Raw genomic sequence first — 19,257 nt, 5'->3', positions numbered from 1 at the left:
CGTGGCCCGACGCGCGCACCACAGCGTCCCCGGGCCGGCGCTCGGCGCGGCGGCGATTCGTGCTGCAATGGCGGCATGGACCTGCCCGCCATCACCGTCAGCACCCTGCTGCTGGTCGCCGACTGGCTGATCCGCGTCGCGGCGCTGTTCTGGATTCCCACGCGCAGCACGCCGGCAGCGGCGCGCAGCTGGCTGCTGCTGGTCGGCTTCGTGCCGCTGTTCGGCCTGCCGCTGTACCTGGCCTTCGGCCATCCCTGGCTGGCCAGGCAGCGGCGCCAGCGCCAGTCGCAGGCCTCGCAGTTCATCCGCGAGCAGCAGCTGCCGCTGGCGCACCTGCGCTGGACGCCGCCCGGACGCCGCGAGGAAGGCAATCTCGACGACATCGCGCGCCTGGCCGAGCGCCTGGGCGACTTCATGCCGATGACCGGCAATGCCGTGACGCTGCTGGACCGCTACGACGCCTCGCTGCAGTCGCTGCTGTCCGACATCGAGGACGCGCGCGAGGAAGTGCACCTGCTGTACTACCTGATGTTCGACGACGCCGTCGGCCACGCCTTCGCCGACGCCCTGCGCCGCGCCGCCGCGCGCGGCGTGCGCTGCCGCGTGCTGCTCGACGCGGTGGGCGCCAAGCGCGGGCTGCGCGCCTTCGCCAGGCCGCTGCGCGCGGCCGGCGTGGACGTGCGCGCGATGCTGGCCGGCGGCCTGGCCTGGCGCCGCAGCTCGCGCATGGACCTGCGCAACCACCGCAAGATCGCCGTGATCGACGGCCGCGTGGGCTATACCGGCTCGCAGAACCTGGCGGCGCCCGAGTTCGTGCGCGGCTTCCCGAACCGCGAAGTGGTCGCGCGCATCGAAGGCGCCGCGGTGCTGCAATTGGCGGCGCTGTTCGCCAGCGACTGGTACATCGAGACCGGCGAGGCGCTCGCGGTGGCCACCGAATCCGTCACCTCGGCCGCCACGGCCGGCGCCACGCCGGCGCAGGTGCTGCCCAGCGGGCCGGCCTATCCGTTCGAGAACGCCCGCAACCTGGTGGTGGCCGCGGTGCAGCGCGCGCAGCGCAGCGTCACCTTGGCCACGCCCTACTTCGTGCCCGACGACGCCACCCTGACCGCGCTGCGCGTGGCCGCGCTGTCGGGCATCGACGTGCAGCTGATCCTCTCGCGCAGCAACAACCAGCGCCTGACCGCCTGGGCACAGACCTCCTACTACGAGGAACTGCTCGCCGCCGGCGTGCGCATCGCCCTCTACCGGCCGCATTTCCTGCACGCCAAGCATCTGCGCGTGGACGGCGACGTCGCCCTGGTCGGCTCGATCAATCTCGACATCCGCTCCTTCGCCCTCAACGCCGAGGTCGGCGTGCTCTGCTACGACCCGGCCGTGGCGGCGCGGCTGCGCGCGATCGAAGACGACTATCTCGCCGATGCCGACCACGTCGACTACGAGACCTGGCGCCGCCGCCCCACCTGGCGCCGCAGCCGCGAGGGCATCGCCCGGCTGGCCGATTCCTTCCTGTAGCGCGGGCGGCGGCGGGCCGCCGCGCGCGCGATCGGCGTACACTCGCTGCCTCACTCGAGAGCCGCGCACTTGGTCCAGAACTGGGTCCTGACCCTCGTCTCGGTCGGCTACGCCGCCCTGCTGTTCGCAGTGGCCTGGTGGGGCGACCGGCACCCGCAGTATTCGCAGGGGCGCACCTGGCTGCGGCCGCTGGTCTACAGCCTGTCGCTGGCGGTGTACTGCTCCTCCTGGACCTTCTACGGCGCGGTCGGCACCGCCAGCCGCACCGGCCTGGGCTACCTGCCGATCTACCTCGGCCCGCTGCTGATGCTGCTGTTCGGCTGGCGCATCCTGGAGCGGCTGGCGCTGATCGCGCAGTCGCAGAACACCGTCTCCATCGCCGACTTCATCGCCGCCCGCTACGGGCGCGCGCAGCGGCTGGCGGCGCTGGTCGCGCTGATCGCCCTGATCGCCGCCGTGCCCTATCTGGCGCTGCAGTACAAGGCCGTGGCCATCAGCCTGGCGGTGCTCGGCGGCTACGACGCCGCCACCTCCACGCTCGGCGATCCGGCGCTGTACGTGGCCGCGCTGATGGCGCTGTTCGCGATCCTCTACGGCACGCGCCAGGTCGACGCCAGCGAGCACCGGCCGGGCATGATGCTGGCGATCGCGCTGGAATCGCTGGTGAAGCTGATCGCGCTGATCGCGGTGGGCGTGTTCGCCATCGGCTGGCTCGGCGCGCGCGACCTGCATCCGGCCGAGGCCACGCGCGCGCTGCTGGAAAACGCCAAGCCGGTCGGCTTCATCGGCCAGACCCTGCTCGCCTTCGCCGCCATCATCTGCCTGCCGCGGCAGTTCCACGTGGCGGTGGTGGAATGCGTGAACGTGGCCGACATCCGCCGCGCGCGCTGGCTGTTCGGCGCCTACCTGGTGCTGATCTCGCTGATGGTGCTGCCGATCGCCGGCGCCGGCACGCTGCTGATCGGCGACGGCGCGCACGTGGACGCCGACAGCCTGGTGCTGGCGCTGCCGCTGTCCGAGCAGCGCCTGTGGCTGGCGCTGGCCGCCTACGTCGGCGGCTTCTCGGCCGCCACCGGCATGGTGATCGTGGCCAGCGTGGCGCTGGCGACGATGGTCAGCAACGACCTGGTGATGCCGCCGCTGCTGCGCCGCGGCTGGGCGCAGCGCCGCGGCGACATGGCAGCGACCGTGCTGTGGGTGCGGCGCGTGGCCATCGTGCTGCTCGCCGCGCTGGCCTACGGCTACTACCGCACCAGCGGCAGCGACACCACGCTGGCCGCCTACGGGCTGATGGCGTTCGCGGCGGTGGCGCAGTTCGCGCCGGCGCTGATCGGCGGCCTGTACTGGCGCGGCGCCAGCCGCCAGGGCGTGGAGGCGGGCCTGCTGCTCGGCTTCGCGATGTGGATCTACACCTTGCTGCTGCCGGCGCTCACCGAGGCCGGCTGGTTCGATCGCGGCTGGCTCGACCGCGGTCCGTTCGCGATCGGCTGGCTGCGCCCGCACCAGCTGTTCGGCCTGGTCGGCTGGGACCCGCTCACCCACGGCACCTTCTGGTCGCTGCTGGTCAACATCGGCGCGCTGCTGCTGGTGTCCGCGCGCTGGCGGCCGAGCTTCGACGAACGCCTGCGCAGCGCGCCGTTCCTGGATCCCTACGCCGCGCGGCAGACGCTGGTCTCCGGCGTCTCGCACAGCGGCGTGCAGGTCGGCGACCTGCTGGCGCTGGCCGGACGCATCATCGGCGAGCGCCCGGCGCAGCGCGCCTTCGGCGAACAGGCCGAGCAGCAAGGCCGCCCGCTGCGCGCCAACGCCGCCGCCGACCGCGCCTGGGTGCAGTTCACCGAGCGCCTGCTCGCCGCCGCCATCGGCGCCTCCAGCGCGCGCCTGGTGCTGACCAGCACGCTCAAGGGCTCGGGCATGGACGTGGCCGAAGTGGTGGCGGTGCTCGACGAGGCCGGACAGGAACTGCGCTTCAACCGCGGCATCCTCTCCAGCACGCTGGAGAACCTCGACCAGGGCGTGAGCGTGGTCGATCCCAACATGCGCCTGGTGTCGTGGAACCGGCGCTACCAGGAGATGTTCGAGTATCCCGACGGCATGCTCTACGTCGGCCGCCCGGTCGCCGACCTGATCCGCTACAACGCCGAGCGCGGCGAGCTGGGGCCGCTGGAGCCGGCGCAGATCGGCACGCAGATCGACAAGCGCATCGCCTACATGCGCGCCGGCTCCCCGCACGTGTTCGAGCGTGTGCGCGCCAGCGGCCAGGTGATCGAGATGCGCGGCCAGCCGCTGCCCGGCGGCGGCTACGTCACCAGCTACAGCGACGTCACCGAGTACAAGCGCGCCGAGCAGGCCCTGCGCGGGATGAACGAGACGCTGGAGCAGCGCGTGGCCGCGCGCACGCGCGAGGCCGACGCCGCGCAGCAGTCGCGCACCCGCTTCTTCGCCGCGCTCAGCCACGACGTGCTGCAGCCGCTCAACGCCGCGCGCCTGTTCACCTCGGCGCTGCGCGAGAGCACCGATCCGGGCGAGCAGCGGCACCTGGCCGAGCGCGTGGACACCTCGCTGCGCGCGGCCGAGGAACTGCTCGACGGCCTGCTCGACATCTCGCGCCTGGACGCCGGCGCGCTGCAGCCGGCGCTGTCCGACTTCGACGCCGGCGACCTGCTGAGGCAATTGCTGGAGCAGTACGCGCCGGTCGCGGCCGGGCGCGGCATCGACCTGCGCCTGTATCCGCGCGGCCGCGCGCAGGTGCTGCCGGTGCGCAGCGACCGCCGCCTGCTGCGGCGCGTGCTGCAGAACTTCATCGCCAACGCGCTGCGCTATACCCGCAGCGGCCGCATCGTGCTGGCCGCGCGCCTGCGCGGCGACCACATCGAGCTGCAGGTGTGGGACACCGGGCCCGGCATCCCCGAGCACCACCTGCGGCAGATCTTCGAGGAGTTCCGCCGCTTCGAGCAGCCCACCGACTGGGGCGAACAGGGCCTGGGCCTGGGCCTGTCGATCTGCCAGCGCATCTCGCACATCCTCAACCACCATCTCGACGTGCGCTCGCGGCCCGGGCACGGCAGCATGTTCTCGATCCGCGTTCCGCGCGGCCAGTTCTCGGAGCGCGGCGCCGCGCACGACGATGCCGCGCTGCGCGAGGGGCCGCTGCCGTCCGACACGCTGGCCGGCCTGCGCGTACTGTGCCTGGACAACGACCCCGAGATCCTCGACGGCATGCGCGCCCTGCTCCACCGCTGGCACGTGCGCGCGACCACCGCCGCCACGGTCGACGCGGCGCTGGCCGCGGTCGACCCCGTGCCCGACGTGCTGCTGGTCGATTACCACCTGCACGACCGCCTGCACGGGCTCGACGCGCTCGATGCGCTGCGCGCGCGCGCCGGCACCGACGTGCCCGGCGCGCTGCTCACCGCCGACGGCAGCGACGCGCTGAAGCGGGCGGCGCGCGCGCGCGGCTACCGGGTGCTGATCAAGCCGATCAAGCCGGCCTCGCTGCGCGCGTTCCTGGCGGCGCAGCGGCGCGCGCCCGTGGCGCCTGCCCGCTAGCCGGCGGGCGCTGGCGAGAGCGCCCGCCGCCGTGCCGCGATGCGGGGCAGATCGTGCCGGCGGAGGGTTGCAGCCCTCCGTCGCGGCCGGTCACGGCAATGCAATACGCCTCGCGCACAGTGGCGCTCCGCCGATCCCCCGGAGCCCTGTCCATGCGCCATTCCCAGACCCCGCACGCCCCCGCGGCCACCGCCCTGTGCTGCGCCGTCGTCACCGCCCTGATCGCCATGCCGCTGATGGCCGCCGGCAAGAAGCCGGCCGCGCCCCGCAAGGAGAGCCCGCAGCGCTGGTACCAGGAAGGCGCCGAAACCGCGCGCGAAGGCGCTGCGCTGCGCCCCAACGGCGCCAAGGCCCGCAACGTGATCCTGTTCGTCGGCGACGGCATGGGCCTGTCCACGGTGGCGGCCGCGCGCATCCGCGAAGGCCAGCTCAAGGGCGGCAACGGCGAGGAGAACGCGCTCTCCTTCGAACGCCTGCCCTACGTCAGCCTGTCCAAGACCTATTCCGTCGACGGCCAGACGCCGGATTCGGCGCCGACCATGACCGCCATGGTCACCGGCATCAAGACCAACCAGGGCGTGCTCAGCGTCACCCAGCGCGCCCGCTACAACGACTGCGCCTCCGCGCGCGGCCAGAACGTGGCCACCATGCTGGAACTGTCCGAGGCGCTGGGCCTGGCCACCGGCATCGTCAGCACCGCGCGCATCACCCACGCCACGCCGGCGGCGACCTATGCGCACACGCCCAACCGCGACTGGGAGAGCGACGCCGAGCTCACCGACGAGGCCAAGCGCAACGGCTGCAAGGACATCGCCCGCCAGTTGATCGAGTTCCCCTACGGCGACGGCCTGGAAGTGGCGCTCGGCGGCGGCCGCAGCTACTTCCTGCCCAACACCGTGAACGATCCCGAGGACGCCGGCAGCAAGGGCCGCCGCAAGGACGGCCGCAACCTGCCGCGCGAATGGACCGGGCGTCCCGGCGCCGCCTACGTCTGGAACAAGGCGCAGTTCGACGCCATCAACCCGCGCACCACGCGCCACCTGCTTGGCCTGTTCGAGCGCTCGCACATGGAGTACGAGGCCGACCGCGGCAAGGACGCCGGCAAGGAGCCGAGCCTGGCGGAGATGACCGGCAAGGCCATCGACGTGCTGGAGGCCAACAACCGCAAGGGCTATTTCCTGATGGTGGAAGGCGGCCGCATCGACCACGCCCACCATGCCGGCAACGCCAGCCGCGCGCTCACCGACGCCATCGCCCTCTCCGACGCCGTGCGCGCCGCGCTGCGCAAGACCGATCCGCGCGACACGCTGATCGTGGTCACCGCCGACCACAGCCATACCTTCACCGTCGCCGGCTATCCCGACCGCGGCAACGACATCCTCGGCAAGGTGGTCACCGACGGCCAGCTGGCGCTGGACAGCAACGGCAAGCCCTACACCACGCTCGGCTACATCAACGGCCCCGGCTACCGCGGCCCCGGCGCGCGCCCGGACCTGAGCAACGTGGACACCGCGCAGGTCGACTTCCTGCAGGAAGCCGCGGTGCCGCTGGAGTCGGAAACCCATGCCGCCGAGGATGTGGGCATCTACGCGCGCGGCCCCGGCGCGCACGCCTTCCAGGGCGTGGTCGAGCAGAACACGATCTTCCACGTGATGGCGCAGTCGCAGAAGGACGTCTCCGGCTTCCTCTGCCAGCTGTTCGGCGGCTGCGGCCCGCGCAACCGCGCGCACGCGCCGCTGCTCGGACCGCTGCTCGAGGACGACCTGCGCGTGGGCATGGCGCGCAACCGCAACGCCGCCGCGACGCGATGACCGTTCGCAATCCGCGATCGCCGCGGCACCTGCTGCTGGCGTCGCTGCTCGCCCTCGCCGGCCCGCTCTGGGCCGGCGAGGACGCGACGCCGGCGGCAACGCCCGCCGCGCCATCCGCCGATCCGCAGGCGCTGGTCGCCGAATACCAGGTCCGAGATGCCCAGGGCGAGCGCACCCTGGTGCTGGTGCGCGACGCCACGCGCGTGGAATACCGCCTGCAGGACGCACCCGTGCAGCTGTGGCGGCAGACCGGCGACGGCATCGCGCAATGGGAGCTGTTCCCGCGCGAGCGGCGCGCCATCGCCCTCGCCCCCGGCGATCTGCGCACCATCAACCGCGTGCCCGAGTGGGCGCACCTGGCCGGGCTGATCGATCCGGGCGTGCGCGCCGGGCTGCAACGCGACGGCCAGTCCCGCGCCTTCGAGGACGCGGCGATCCGCTATCGGGGCCGCAACGCCCAGGGCGAGCGCGTCACGCTCGAATGGCTGGAGGCCGGCGGCCTGCCCGCGCGCTACCGCATCGGTGCGCGCTACGAGCTGCGCCTGCGCAAGCTGCAGCGCGTGCCGGCCGATGCCGCCTTCACCGCGCTGGACGGCTACCGCGAATCGGACTACGCCGACCTGGGCGACATGGAACTGGATCCCTTCGTCGCCGCCTACTTGCATCGGCAGGGCAACGGGCACGCGCACTGACGCGCCCATGCGGGGCCGCGCCGGGCGCGGTCCCGCCCTCCCCCGGGCAAGCACGGCCCAACGTTACCGCCCCCACTTCCGCTGCGTCTGCTCCGCGGCCTCCAGGATGCGCGCGTCCTCCAGGATCAAGGCATTGATGCAAGCCAGATGCTCTGCGGCGATGCGCCGGCACAGCCGCGCCCAGGCCCGCGCCCGGACCGGGGACTGCCCTCGCGCGCCCAGCTCGACGGCATGCGCGTCGATTTCGTTGGCGAGCAGCAGCAAGGTGTAGCCGTTGGCGTCCTCGCGCATGGCCAGGCCCAGGCGGTCGCGGTCGCGCAAGGCACGGCGCGCGCACGCCACCACGAAGCCGATGGCCACGGCGGCGATCAGGCCGCAGACCGCGGCGATCGCCCAGGCGGTGTCCGCGATGGCGCATTCGTCGGCGTACAAGGGGTTCATGGCATCCGCCCGTGCGCGGGCGCCCGCATCGGGCCGCACGGCCCGGGGAGCGCAGCGACCGGCCGCAGCGGGCGCAAGGACGGGCAATCGTGGCATCGGATTCCTTGCACGGGAGTTCTCGGCAGCAGGCGTCCATGCATTGCTACCACAAGTTGCAAATCACGACAACTGAAAATTGCATTGGCCGATCACCCTTTACGCAACAATGGGTTGCGTTTTCGATCGGGCATGCTGCCGCATGTCGGCGCGGCCTGTCGCGACACAGCGCATTCATCCAAGAACGTGCCGAGATGCCGCACTCCAGCCATGCCGAATTCGCTCGCCGGCTGCACCGCGCGCTGGATGCCTCCGGCTTCGCGCCGGGGCGCCGGCGGACCGGCGCGCTGGCCGAGTACTACGGCGTCAGCCGCGAGACGGCGCGCAAGTGGCTCGGCGGCCTGGCTCTGCCCGAGCTGGACCGGATGATCGAGATCGCGGTCCATCAGCACGTCAGCTTCGAATGGCTGGCCACCGGACGCGGCGCACCGCAGGGCAAGGATCTGTCGGTGCGCGAGGCCTCGGGCAAGTACGGCGACCCGATGGAAGCGCGCCTGCTCGGCGTGCTGCGCAAGCTCTCGCGCAAGCAGCAGCGCGCCTTGATCGAGCTGCTCGACGCGCCCTGAGCACGGCCGTGCAGGCGGTGACGCCGATCACGGGATGCGCGCCCGTCTCCGGCGACGGGCCCCCACTGTCTTCACATCGGGTCTCGGCTCCGGTGCGACCGGCGAACCGCCATCGCAAATTGTTTATCCGAGCAATCGAAAGTTGCGTATGCCAAACATTCCTTACGCAACAATGGGTTGCGTTCGCTCGCGGCATCGATGCCGCATCGCCCCGCAACGGCGGCATGTCGCGACCTGGCGTATTCACTTTCATCAAGATCGCCGCCGCCTCCGATGCCGCAATCCCCGCACGCCGAATTCGCTCGCCGGTTGCACCGCGCGCTGGATGCCTCCGGCTTCGCGCCGGGGCGCCGGCGGACCGGCGCGCTGGCCGAGTACTACGGCGTCAGCCGCGAGACGGCGCGCAAGTGGCTCGGCGGCCTGGCTCTGCCCGAGCTGGACCGGATGATCGAGATCGCGGTCCATCAGCACGTCAGCTTCGAATGGCTGGCCACCGGACGCGGCGCACCGCAGGGCAAGGATCTGTCGGTGCGCGAGGCCTCGGGCAAGTACGGCGACCCGATGGAAGCGCGCCTGCTCGGCGTGCTGCGCAAGCTCTCGCGCAAGCAGCAGCGCGCCTTGATCGAGCTGCTCGACGCGCCCTGAGCACGGCCGTGCAGGCGGTGACGCCGATCACGGGATGCGCGCCCGTCTCCGGCGACGGGCCCCCACTGTCTTCACATCGGGTCTCGGCTCCGGTGCGACCGGCGAACCGCCATCGCAAATTGTTTATCCGAGCAATCGAAAGTTGCGTATGCCAAACATTCCTTACGCAACAATGGGTTGCGTTCGCTCGCGGCATCGATGCCGCATCGCCCCGCAACGGCGGCATGTCGCGACCTGGCGTATTCACTTTCATCAAGATCGCCGCCGCCTCCGATGCCGCAATCCCCGCACGCCGAATTCGCTCGCCGGTTGCACCGCGCGCTGGATGCCTCCGGCTTCGCGCCGGGGCGCCGGCGGACCGGCGCGCTGGCCGAGTACTACGGGGTCAGCCGCGAGACGGCCCGCAAGTGGCTGGGCGGCCTGGCCCTGCCCGAACTGGACCGGATGATCGAGATCGCGGTGCACCAGCACGTCAGCTTCGAATGGCTGGCGACCGGACGCGGCGTGCTCAAGGGCAGCGGGCTGTCGGTGCGCGACAACCCGGGCAAGTACAGCGATCCGATGGAAGCGCGCCTGCTCGGCGTGCTGCGCAAGCTCTCGCGCAAGCAGCAGCGCGCCTTGATCGAACTGCTCGACGCGTCCTGAACGCGATCGCCCGGGCTGAAACGGCACTGGCCGCGCCGCGCTAGTCGGCCTCTTCCGGCGGCGGCGCCACCGACCCCGGGTCCAGGGCCAGCCTGCCGGCGATCAGCACCGCCTGGGTGCGGTTGTTGGCGCCGAGCTTGCGCAGGATCGCGGTCATGTGCGCCTTCACCGTCGCCTCGGACACGCCCAGCTCGTAGCCGATCTGCTTGTTGAGCAGGCCGGCGCTGAGCATCTGCAGCACGCGGAACTGCTGCGGGGTGAGATCGCGCAGCCGCTGCGCGGCGTCGTGCTCGTCCGAGCCGGCCGCCGGCGCGGCCTGGGCGCTGGCCGGCGCCCAGCGATCGCCCTCGAGCACGCGCGTGATCGCCTCGCCCAGGGTGCCGGCGTCGGCGGACTTGGGAATGAAACCCATCGCGCCGTGGTCGAGCGCGCGACGCATCACCGCCGGCTCCTCGCGCGCGGACACCATCACGATGGGCAATTGCGGATACAGCGCGCGCAGGTGCACCAGCGCACTGAAGCCCTGCGCGCCGGGCATGTTCAGGTCGAGCAGCAGCAGGTCGGCGTCCGGCTCGGCCTCGACCATCGCGTACAGCGACTCGGCATCGTCGGCCTCGCGCAGCAGCGCCTGCGGCAGCACGCGCTGCACGGCGCCGCGCAGGGCTTCGCGAAACAGCGGATGGTCGTCGGCGATGAGGAGGGTGGGCATGCCTGTATTTTTAGTGCTTCTGAAAATCCTGATGCGGCGATATCAACAAGAGACCCGGAGGTGTCGAGGACCATCGGTCCGAGGGCACAGGGATGTGCGCCGTTTTTCGACCGAGCCAGGAGGGCGAGTCGAAAAATCCCGATAGCGGAGAAACAGTGGGAGTGCTTCGTCGGGGAAGGCCGTTTTCTTTGGTTCGTTTCTTTTGGGCCAGCAAAAGAAATGAACTCGGCCGCGCCAGCGGACGAAACGCTCTGCTCTTAAAGAACAACAGCGAAGATCAAAATGGGTCCCAGCTTGCGCCGGGATGACGAAACTTTGTGCAGTCGCGCGCATCCCGAGCCGCCCAGGCATCATTCGTTCGGCACGCGACGATTCTTCACCAAGGCATCCACCACCGCCGGGTCGGCCAGCGTCGTGGTATCGCCCAGCTGGTCCGGCGCGTTCTCCGCGATCTTGCGCAGGATGCGCCGCATGATCTTGCCCGAGCGCGTCTTCGGCAACCCCGGCGCCCACTGCAGGTGGTCCGGGGAAGCGATCGGACCGATCTCCTTGCGCACGTGGGTCACCAGGTCCTTGAGCAGCGCGTCGCTGCCTTCCTCGCCGGCCACCAGGGTGACGTAGGCATAGATGCCCTGTCCCTTGATGTCGTGCGGGAAGCCGACCACGGCGGCCTCGGCGACCTTCGGATGCGAGACCAGCGCGCTCTCCACCTCGGCGGTGCCGATGCGATGGCCGCTGACGTTGATCACATCGTCCACCCGGCCGGTGATCCAGTAGTAGCCGTCGGCGTCGCGCCGGCAGCCGTCGCCGGTGAAATAGGTGCCGGGGTAGGTCTTGAAATAGGTGTCGATGAAGCGCTGGTGGTCGCCGTAGACGCTGCGCATCTGTCCGGGCCAGGAATCGAGCAGCACCAGGTTGCCCTCGGCCTCGCCCTCGAGCTGCCGGCCGTTGGCGTCGACGATCGCCGGGCGGATGCCGAAGAAAGGCTTGGTCGCCGAGCCGGGTTTGGCGTCGATGGCGCCGGGCAGGGGCGCGATCAGGATGCCGCCGGTCTCGGTCTGCCACCAGGTGTCCACCACCGGGCAGCGGCCGTCGCCGACCACGTCGAAGTACCAGCGCCAGGCTTCGGGATTGATCGGCTCGCCGACCGTGCCGAGCAGGCGCAGCGAGGCGCGCGAGGTCTTCTTCACCGGCCCCTCGCCCTCGCGCATCAGCGCGCGGATCGCAGTGGGCGCGGTGTAGAACAGGGTCACCCGGTGCTTGTCGATGACCTGCCAGAAGCGCGAGCTGTCCGGGTAGTTCGGCACGCCCTCGAACATCAGCGAGGTGGCGCCGTTGGCCAGCGGCCCGTAGACGATGTAGCTGTGCCCGGTGACCCAGCCGACGTCGGCGGTGCACCAGTAGATGTCGTCGTCCTTCAGGTCGAACACGCAGGCGTGGGTGTAGCTGGCATAGACCAGGTAGCCGCCGCTGGTGTGCAGTACGCCCTTGGGCTTGCCGGTGCTGCCGGAGGTGTAGAGGATGAACAGCGGATCCTCGGCGTTCATGCGCTCGGGCGGGCATTGCTCCGGCTGCGGATCGACCACGGCGTCGAACCAGCGGTCGCGCGGCATCTGCATGTCCACCGCGCCACCGGTGTGGCGCACCACCAGCACCGTCTCCACCGAATGGGTGCCCGGCATCTTCAGCGCGGCGTCGACGTTGGCCTTGAGCGGGATCTTCTTGCCGCCGCGCACGCCCTCGTCGGCGGTGATGATCAGCGTGGACTGGCAGTCGGCGACGCGGTCGGCGATGGAGTTGGGCGAGAAGCCGCCGAACACCACCGAATGCACGGCGCCGATGCGCGCGCAGGCCAACATCGCCACCGCCGCGTCGACGATCATCGGCAGGTAGATGGTGACGCGGTCGCCCTTCTTGACGCCGAGCTGGCGCAGGGCGTTGCCGAGCCGGCACACACGCGCGTGCAGCTCGCGGTAGCTCACGCGCTGCGCCGGGGCGTTCGGATCGTCCGATTCCCAGATCAGCGCGGTCTTCTCGCCGTGCCGCGCGAGATGGCGATCGAGGCAGTTGACGCTGACGTTGAGCTCGCCGTCGGCGTACCAGCGGATGCGGAAGTCCTTCAGGTCGTAGCTGACGTCGCGCACCTGCGTCGGCGCCCGCTCCCAGTGCAGGCGCTCGGCGATCCGGCCCCAGAAGGCATCGGGGTCGCCGACGGAGGCGGCGTAGTCGCGCTCGTAGTCCTCGCGCTTGACGAGGGCCTGGGCGGCGAAGGCATCGGGAACGGGGTAGAGGGCGGGCGTAGTCATCGGATCGGCATCGACGGGAGCGGTACTGATGTCAGTGTGCCGCAAGCCCGGCCGCGAAAGGTTAGACCTTCGTCTAATGGCGGCGCCGCTTTCGACCAATGGCGAATCGACGCGATCTTCACGCACGCGCACCCTGCCCTCGCCGGGCCCCACCAGGCCCTACCGGAGGGAGTTCCATGACGATGCCGACCGCAGTGGGCAGGCGATCGCCTGTCACCGTACAGACGCGCCGCGCGCCCGCGGCGTCGCTGCTTGCCGTTTCCCTGTCGTTCGCCTTGCTGGCGCCGGGCGCGGCGCTGGCGGAAACCGCCAAGGAACGCGAGCTGGAAGCGCGCGTCGCGCAACTGGAAAAGATGGTGCAGCAGCTGGTGTCCCAGCAGCAGCAGACCCAGGCCAGCGTCGCCGAAACGCAGACGCAACTGAGCGAGGTCAAGACGGTGCAGGCGCAGGCACCCGCCGCCTTGCCGGCCGGCAAGGCGCCTATCCAGGGCGGCACCATCATGGCCACCGCCAACCCCGGCACCACTTTCACCTACGGCGGCTTCATCAAGCTCGACGCCTCGGTGACCAGCACCAACGACGGCGACATCCCCGACGGCACGGTCGGCCGCCTGTTCTACGTGCCCAAGGCCATTCCGGTCGGCGGCGGGCACACCAAGGAAGGCGGCGCCGACACCGACATGGGCGCCTACTTCTCGCGCTTCTGGTTCGGCGCCGACACCCAGCTCGACAGCGGCGACAAGCTCAAGGCCTACCTGGAGTTCGACCTGTTCGGCGGCGGCACCACCAGCTTCACCGGCAACGAGGTCGCCACCAACACCTACGCGCTCACCCTGCGCCACGCCTACGTCACCTGGAACAAATGGCTGGCCGGCCAGACCTGGTCCAACTTCCAGGACACCAACGCCCTGCCCGACACCGTCGACTTCCTCGGCCCCACCGAGGGCACGGTGTTCGTGCGCCAGGCGCAGCTGCGCTACACCAGCGGGCCGTGGTCGTTCTCGATCGAGAACCCGGAGACGGTGTACACGCCCTACCGCGGCAACATGGCCCAGGTGCAGGGCGACGACGGGGCGATGCCGGACTTCACCGCGCGCTACACCACCAAGGGCGACTGGGGCCACTTCAGCGTCGCGGCGCTGGCGCGCCAGCTCAAGTACCAGACCGCCGGCACCGCCACCGCGGCCGGCGCCGACGACAGCGGCACCGGCTTCGGCCTGAGCCTGTCGGGCAAGTGGAACATCGGCGCCAACGACGACATCCGCTACATGCTCACCGGCGGCACCGGCATCGGCCGCTACGTCGGCCTGGCGCTGAACAACGACGCGGTGCTCGACGAGAACGGCGACCTGGACAACATCGACGTGGTCGCCGGCTTCGTCGGCTGGCGCCACGTGTTCAGCCCGAAGCTGCGCGGCAACCTGTTCTACTCGCGCGCCGAATACGACAACGACACTTCGCTGACCGGCATGGGCATCACCAAGTCGGCGCAGTCGGCGCACGTGAACCTGATCTACTCGCCGCTGCCCAAGCTCGACGTGGGCGCCGAGCTGATCTGGGGCCAGCGCGAAATCGAGAGCGGCGACCGCGGCGACCTCAATCGCCTGCAGACGCACGTCAAGTACAACTTCTGACCCAGGGGAACCGCATGTCCACCACCACCGCCAACGCCTCGGCCACGCCGCTGACGCGAGGCCACAAGAAGGTCATCTTCGCCTCCAGCCTCGGCACCGTGTTCGAGTGGTACGACTTCTACCTGTACGGGTCGCTGGCCGCGATCATCGGCAAGCAGTTCTTCGGCGGCCTCAACGAGACCAGCCAGTTCATCTTCGCCCTGCTCGCCTTCGCGGTCGGCTTCGCGGTGCGCCCGTTCGGCGCGCTGGTGTTCGGGCGCCTGGGCGACATGATCGGCCGCAAGTACACCTTCCTGGTCACCATCGTGATCATGGGCCTGTCGACCTTCCTGGTCGGCGTCCTGCCCAGCTACGCCACGCTCGGCTTCGCCGCGCCGGTGATCCTGATCCTGCTGCGCCTGCTGCAGGGCCTGGCGCTGGGCGGCGAGTACGGCGGCGCGGCCACCTACGTGGCCGAGCACGCGCCCAACGGCAAGCGCGGCTTCTACACCAGCTTCATCCAGACCACCGCCACGCTCGGCCTGTTCCTCTCGCTGCTGGTGATCTGGGCCTGCCGCAACTACTTCGGCAAGGAGACCTTCGAGGCCTGGGCCTGGCGCCTGCCGTTCATCGTCTCGGTGGTGCTGCTGGGCATCTCGGTGTGGATCCGCATGCAGCTGTCCGAGTCGCCGCTGTTCCAGCAGATGAAGGCCGAGGGCAAGACCTCGAAGGCGCCGATCACCGAAAGCTTCTTCAGCAGCAACGGCAAGCTGGTGCTGCTCGCCCTGCTCGGCGCCACCGCGGGCCAGGGCGTGGTCTGGTATGGCGGACAGTTCTATTCGCTGTTCTTCCTCACCAAGACGCTCGGCGTGGACGCCAATACCGCCGACATCCTGATCGCCATCGCGCTGGCGATCGCCACCGGCGGCTTCATCTTCTTCGGCTGGCTCTCGGACAGGATCGGCCGCAAGAAGATCATCATGGCCGGCTGCCTGCTGGCGGCGATCACCTACATTCCGACCTTCAAGGCGCTCACCCACAACGTCAATCCCGCCCTGGAGGCCGCCGTCGCCGCAGCGCCGGTGACGGTGACCGCCGATCCGGACCGTTGCGCCTTCCAGTTCGACCCGGTGGGCAAGAAGACCTTCAAGCAGTCCTGCGACATCATCAAGTCGGCGCTGGCCAAGAAAGGCATTCCCTACGACAACGCCGCCGCGCCCGCCGGCAGCGTCGCCACCGTTTCCATCGGAGGCACCGTGGTCGACAGCTTCGAGGGCGAGGTGCTGGACAAGGACGCGTTCAAGACGCAGTCCGACGCCTTCGGCCAGCAACTGGGCGATGCGCTCAAGGCCGCCGGCTATCCGGAGAAGGCCGACCCGGCGCAGATCAACAAGCCGATGGTCGTCCTGCTGCTGACCTACCTGGTGCTGCTGGTGACCATGGTGTACGGCCCGATCGCGGCCTGGCTGGTGGAGCTGTTCCCCACCCGCATCCGCTACACCTCGATGAGCCTGCCCTACCACATCGGCAACGGCTGGTTCGGCGGCTTCCTGCCGGTCACCGCCTTCGCCATCGTGGCGGCCACCGGCAACATCTATTCAGGTTTGTGGTATCCGATCGTGTTCGCGCTGATGACCTTCGTGATCGGCTCGCTGTTCCTGCGCGAGACCAAGGACGTGGACATCACCCAGTAGCCGCCGCGCGCACGGCATCGGCGCTATCATCGGTCCCGCCGCGCCCCCGCGCGCGACGGGACCGGCACCCTTCGCCGGTCGTGGGAGGCGCGCATGCAAGACACCGTGCAGACGTTCCGGGACCGCTATCGCGCCCAGGTCAGTCCGCGCTACAGCGCCGTGGCGCATGCGTCCTTCATCACCCTGTTCGGCGCCGGCTGCGTCGCCTTCGCCCTGTCCGGACTGCGGCGCTTCTCCTGGCCCGAGGCGCTGGCGCTGGCCGCCGGGCTGCTGGCCTTCAACGGCGGCGTCTATCTGGTGCATCGTTGGCTGGGACACCGCAAGACCCGGCTCGGCAAGCTGTTCTACCGGCGCCACACCGGCGACCATCACAGCTTCTTCAGCCCGCAGCGGATGAGCTACGAGCAGCGCCGCGACTGGCGCGTGATCCTGTTCCCGCCGTGGCTGATCGTGCTGTTCGCCGGCGCCTTCGTGCTTCCGGCCGCGCTGCTCGCCGCCTGGCTGACCTCGCCCGACATGGCCCGCCTGCTGGCCTGCGGCCTGATCGCCGGCTACCTGCTCTACGAGTTCTTCCACACCTGCCACCACCTGCCCGACGGCCACCCGCTCACCCGGCTGCCGTGGCTGAGGCAGATGCGTCGCCTGCACCAGCTGCACCACCACCGCGGCCTGATGGGCCGCAGCAACTTCAACATCGTGCTGCCGCTGACCGACTGGGTCTGCGGCACGCTGCGATGGATCCCCGAGCGCGACGCTTCGCGCGCCTCGCGCTGATCCGCGCCCGGCAGCACGGATCGGCACGCGATGCCTCAGCGCATGCGCCACTCCATTCCGACGTAGAGCGCACGCCCCTCGCCGGGCAGGAAGTTCGCCGTGTCCCGGCCGCGGGCGTCGGCGATCACGCCGGTGGTGGCGATCCATTTGCGGTCGGTGAGGTTGCGCGCGTCGGCGAACCAGGACCATTGCGGACCGGCTTCGCCGCCGATGCGCAGGCCGAGGATCGCGTAGCCCGGCGCCTTGAAGCTGTTCGCATGATCGACGTCATAGTCCTGCGGCGCCCATTCCAGGCCCGGCGTGACATGCCAGCGCGGGCCTGGCGACCAGCGCAAGGCGGCGCGCAGCAGGTGCGGCGGGATCCCCGCCAGGCGGTTGCGGCCGTAGACGGGGTCGCCGTCGAAGCGGAAGTCGTTCCACAGATAGTTCGCCGACAGCCGCCAATCCCGGGCGAAATCCCAGTCCGCGCCCAGCTCCAGGCCCTGGTGGCGGGTGCGGCCGGCGTTGCGGGTGCCGAGCGGATTGCCCTCGGCGTCGTTGAGCGAGAGCAGTTCGCCGTCCACGCGGGCGCGGTAGTAGGCGGCGTCCAGCGACAGCGCGTCGCGCCGCAGGCGCAGGCCGATCTCGGCGGTGGTGGCACGCTGCTTGTCGACCGGCGTGGCGGCGGGGCCGCCGGCGAGCTCGCCGAAGCTCGGCGGTTCCAGGCTGCGGCTGAGGTTGGCGAACAGCTGCACGCCGTCCGCGGCCAGGTAGCGCAGGCCGAGCTTGGGGCTGACGCCGGCGTAGGTCCTGTCGAAGCTCTCGTCGATGCCGCGGTCGACGAAGCGGTCGCGGGAGCGCCGCGTCGCGCGCAGCGCCTGCGCGCCGAGGCTCACCGCCCAGCTGTCGTCCAGCCAGGTCTGGTTCTCGAGATAGAACACGGCGCTGGCGGCGCGCTGCGCGTAGCGGTTGGTGCGCTCGCCGCGCCGGCCGTCGACGTTCCGGTAGCGGTCGTCGTCGATCTCGCCCTGCGCGAAGGCGACGCCCGCGGTCAGCACGTTGCGCCGCGCGCCCAGCCGTCCCTCGCCACGCCAGCGCAGGTCGATGCCGGCATCGCGCGAATCCTGCTCCAGCACCTGGAAGATCGGGTGGTGCAACGCCTTGTCGGCGAGGTAGGCCGACAGCGTCAGCGTCCTGCCTTCGCCGGGCACCCAGGCCAGCTTGCCGCCGATCCGGTCCAGGCGGAAGTCGCGGCGCTGGTCGAGCTGCCTGTTGCCGGCCGCCGCCATCCGCGGATCGTGCCTGGCCTGCGCCAGGGTCAGGCTGCCCGGCAACTCGGAGCGCGTATCGACGTGGGTGAGGTAGATCCGGCCATCGAGCGTGTCGCTGAAACGCCAACCCGCGTTGCCGAACAGGCGCTCGTTCTCCTGCCGCGCGTGCGCGCGATAGCCGTCCGCATGCAGCCCGGTCAAGCTCAGATAGCCGTCGGCGCGATCGCCGCTGCCGGCGAACGCGGCCTGGCCGCGCCGGTAGCCGAAACTGCCGCCCTCCGCGCGCAGCTGCACCGCCGGCGCGTCGTAGCCGGTGGGCGCGACGAAGCCGATCGCCCCGCCCAGCGTCGCCGCGCCGTACTCGAGCGCGTTGGCGCCGCGATAGACCTCGACGTAGCGCGCGGCCAGCGGTTCGATGGCCTGCATGTCGAAACTGCCGTCGGCCAGGTTGAGCGGACTGCCGTCCTGCAGCACCTGCAGGCCGCGCCCATGGAAGGTGCGCTGCAGGCCGGAGCCGCGGATGGCGATGCGCGCCTCCTCGGCGCCGAAGCGCGGCTGCACGAACACGCCCGGCGCGAAGCCGAGCGCATCGGCGAGCGTGCTGACGCGGCCGTCGCGGTAACGCTCGGCATCGAGCACGGCGGTGCCGCCGGCGCGTTCGTCGAGACGCTCGCGCGCCTGTTCGAGGCTGTCGCCGGTGGCGATCGGCGGACGCTGGCCGTGCACCTGGATGCGGTCGAGGGTGGTGGCCTGGCGCGATGGCGGCGTTTCCTGCGCGCGGACGGGCGAGGCTGTCGCCGAGAGCGTCAAGGCCAGGGCGAGGGCAAGCGGCGAAACAGGCGGCGTGGCCGCGGTCGGAACGGACATGAGGAATCCCCAGGCAACGATGCGCGCGCGGATCTCCGCGCGCGGCAAGACATGGGCGCGCCGCGTCGAACGCGGCGCGCGGCG

The 19,257-nt window shown here is 70.6% G+C and carries 14 protein-coding genes; 10 read left to right on the top strand and 4 right to left on the bottom strand.

The features are described 5' to 3' along the window. Positions 1–75 precede the first annotated feature (75 nt). The 4 genes from cls to MD221_RS11995 all read left to right on the top strand — a co-directional run bounded on the left by cls (position 76) and on the right by MD221_RS11995 (position 7,567). Positions 76–1,515 carry a cardiolipin synthase gene (gene cls / locus MD221_RS12010; protein ID WP_242112006.1) on the top strand — a complete coding sequence of 480 codons (1,440 nt, stop codon included), beginning with the start codon at positions 76–78 and terminating at the stop codon, positions 1,513–1,515. Positions 1,516–1,584: 69 nt separating this feature from the next. Then, complete coding sequence (locus tag MD221_RS12005; RefSeq protein ID WP_242112004.1) at positions 1,585–5,064, top strand: hybrid sensor histidine kinase/response regulator; 3,480 nt, start codon at positions 1,585–1,587, stop codon at positions 5,062–5,064. A gap of 152 nt (positions 5,065–5,216) precedes the next feature. Further along, positions 5,217–6,875 (top strand): alkaline phosphatase family protein, encoded by a 1,659-nt coding sequence (locus MD221_RS12000; RefSeq protein WP_242112003.1) that lies wholly within the window; start codon positions 5,217–5,219, stop codon positions 6,873–6,875. Beyond that, complete coding sequence (locus tag MD221_RS11995; RefSeq protein ID WP_242112002.1) at positions 6,872–7,567, top strand: hypothetical protein; 696 nt, start codon at positions 6,872–6,874, stop codon at positions 7,565–7,567. Before MD221_RS12000 ends, MD221_RS11995 begins: the two co-directional genes overlap by 4 nt. A gap of 63 nt (positions 7,568–7,630) precedes the next feature. On the opposite strand, the gene MD221_RS11990 is transcribed toward MD221_RS11995, so the two are convergent. Continuing rightward, positions 7,631–8,008, bottom strand: coding sequence for a hypothetical protein (locus MD221_RS11990; RefSeq protein ID WP_242112000.1), 378 nt, complete (start codon positions 8,006–8,008; stop codon positions 7,631–7,633). Between the two features lie 290 nt (positions 8,009–8,298). Between MD221_RS11990 and MD221_RS11985 the strand changes: the two genes are divergently transcribed. From MD221_RS11985 to MD221_RS11975, 3 genes are all read left to right on the top strand, one after another. Continuing rightward, complete coding sequence (locus tag MD221_RS11985) at positions 8,299–8,670, top strand: helix-turn-helix domain-containing protein (protein WP_242111998.1); 372 nt, start codon at positions 8,299–8,301, stop codon at positions 8,668–8,670. A gap of 273 nt (positions 8,671–8,943) precedes the next feature. Beyond that, positions 8,944–9,315 carry a helix-turn-helix domain-containing protein gene (locus MD221_RS11980; RefSeq protein WP_242111996.1) on the top strand — a complete coding sequence of 124 codons (372 nt, stop codon included), beginning with the start codon at positions 8,944–8,946 and terminating at the stop codon, positions 9,313–9,315. A gap of 273 nt (positions 9,316–9,588) precedes the next feature. Then, a complete protein-coding gene (locus MD221_RS11975; RefSeq protein ID WP_242111995.1) occupies positions 9,589–9,960 on the top strand; it encodes a helix-turn-helix domain-containing protein in 372 nt (123 codons plus the stop codon). Between the two features lie 40 nt (positions 9,961–10,000). Here the strand turns inward: MD221_RS11975 and MD221_RS11970 are convergent, their stop codons facing one another. Both MD221_RS11970 and acs read right to left on the bottom strand, forming a co-directional pair. Then, complete coding sequence (locus MD221_RS11970) at positions 10,001–10,669, bottom strand: response regulator transcription factor (RefSeq protein ID WP_242111993.1); 669 nt, start codon at positions 10,667–10,669, stop codon at positions 10,001–10,003. 350 nt (positions 10,670–11,019) lie between these two features. Continuing rightward, the gene (gene acs, locus MD221_RS11965; protein WP_242111992.1) at positions 11,020–12,975 is read right to left on the bottom strand and encodes an acetate--CoA ligase; all 1,956 of its coding nucleotides are present in this window, start codon (positions 12,973–12,975) and stop codon (positions 11,020–11,022) included. Positions 12,976–13,151: 176 nt separating this feature from the next. On the opposite strand from acs, the gene MD221_RS11960 reads away from it, so the two are divergent. The 3 genes from MD221_RS11960 to MD221_RS11950 all read left to right on the top strand — a co-directional run bounded on the left by MD221_RS11960 (position 13,152) and on the right by MD221_RS11950 (position 17,056). Further along, positions 13,152–14,609, top strand: coding sequence for a DcaP family trimeric outer membrane transporter (locus tag MD221_RS11960; RefSeq protein WP_242111991.1), 1,458 nt, complete (start codon positions 13,152–13,154; stop codon positions 14,607–14,609). Positions 14,610–14,623: 14 nt separating this feature from the next. Then, on the top strand, positions 14,624–16,282 hold the full coding sequence (locus MD221_RS11955; RefSeq protein WP_242111990.1) for an MFS transporter: 1,659 nt from the start codon (positions 14,624–14,626) through the stop codon (positions 16,280–16,282). A 93-nt stretch (positions 16,283–16,375) separates the two neighbouring features. After that, positions 16,376–17,056, top strand: a complete 681-nt coding sequence (locus tag MD221_RS11950) for a sterol desaturase family protein (RefSeq protein ID WP_242111989.1) — start codon at positions 16,376–16,378, stop codon at positions 17,054–17,056. Between the two features lie 35 nt (positions 17,057–17,091). Here MD221_RS11950 and MD221_RS11945 read toward each other — a convergent pair whose 3' ends face one another. After that, entirely contained in the window at positions 17,092–19,173 is a 2,082-nt protein-coding gene (locus MD221_RS11945) for a TonB-dependent receptor family protein (RefSeq protein WP_242111988.1), read from the bottom strand. Positions 19,174–19,257 lie beyond the last annotated feature (84 nt).

The organism is Luteimonas aquatica (genome assembly GCF_022662575.1).
Taxonomy (GTDB): Bacteria; Pseudomonadota; Gammaproteobacteria; order Xanthomonadales; family Xanthomonadaceae; genus Luteimonas; species Luteimonas aquatica.
Note: the sequence above shows the minus strand (reverse complement) of the source record. Positions and strands in the feature narration are given on the sequence as shown.

Bases quoted from the DNA above. Each gene is read 5' to 3' on its own strand.
- MD221_RS11970 (WP_242111993.1), bottom strand. From the start codon at position 10,669: ATGCCCACCCTCCTCATCGCCGACGACCATCCGCTGTTTCGCGAAGCC.
- acs (WP_242111992.1), bottom strand. From the start codon at position 12,975: ATGACTACGCCCGCCCTCTACCCCGTTCCCGATGCCTTCGCCGCCCAG.
- MD221_RS11985 (WP_242111998.1), top strand. From the start codon at position 8,299: ATGCCGCACTCCAGCCATGCCGAATTCGCTCGCCGGCTGCACCGCGCG.
- MD221_RS11990 (WP_242112000.1), bottom strand. From the start codon at position 8,008: ATGAACCCCTTGTACGCCGACGAATGCGCCATCGCGGACACCGCCTGG.
- MD221_RS11995 (WP_242112002.1), top strand. From the start codon at position 6,872: ATGACCGTTCGCAATCCGCGATCGCCGCGGCACCTGCTGCTGGCGTCG.
- MD221_RS11980 (WP_242111996.1), top strand. From the start codon at position 8,944: ATGCCGCAATCCCCGCACGCCGAATTCGCTCGCCGGTTGCACCGCGCG.
- MD221_RS11950 (WP_242111989.1), top strand. From the start codon at position 16,376: ATGCAAGACACCGTGCAGACGTTCCGGGACCGCTATCGCGCCCAGGTC.
- MD221_RS11960 (WP_242111991.1), top strand. From the start codon at position 13,152: ATGACGATGCCGACCGCAGTGGGCAGGCGATCGCCTGTCACCGTACAG.
- MD221_RS11975 (WP_242111995.1), top strand. From the start codon at position 9,589: ATGCCGCAATCCCCGCACGCCGAATTCGCTCGCCGGTTGCACCGCGCG.
- MD221_RS11955 (WP_242111990.1), top strand. From the start codon at position 14,624: ATGTCCACCACCACCGCCAACGCCTCGGCCACGCCGCTGACGCGAGGC.
- cls (WP_242112006.1), top strand. From the start codon at position 76: ATGGACCTGCCCGCCATCACCGTCAGCACCCTGCTGCTGGTCGCCGAC.
- MD221_RS12000 (WP_242112003.1), top strand. From the start codon at position 5,217: ATGCGCCATTCCCAGACCCCGCACGCCCCCGCGGCCACCGCCCTGTGC.
- MD221_RS11945 (WP_242111988.1), bottom strand. From the start codon at position 19,173: ATGTCCGTTCCGACCGCGGCCACGCCGCCTGTTTCGCCGCTTGCCCTC.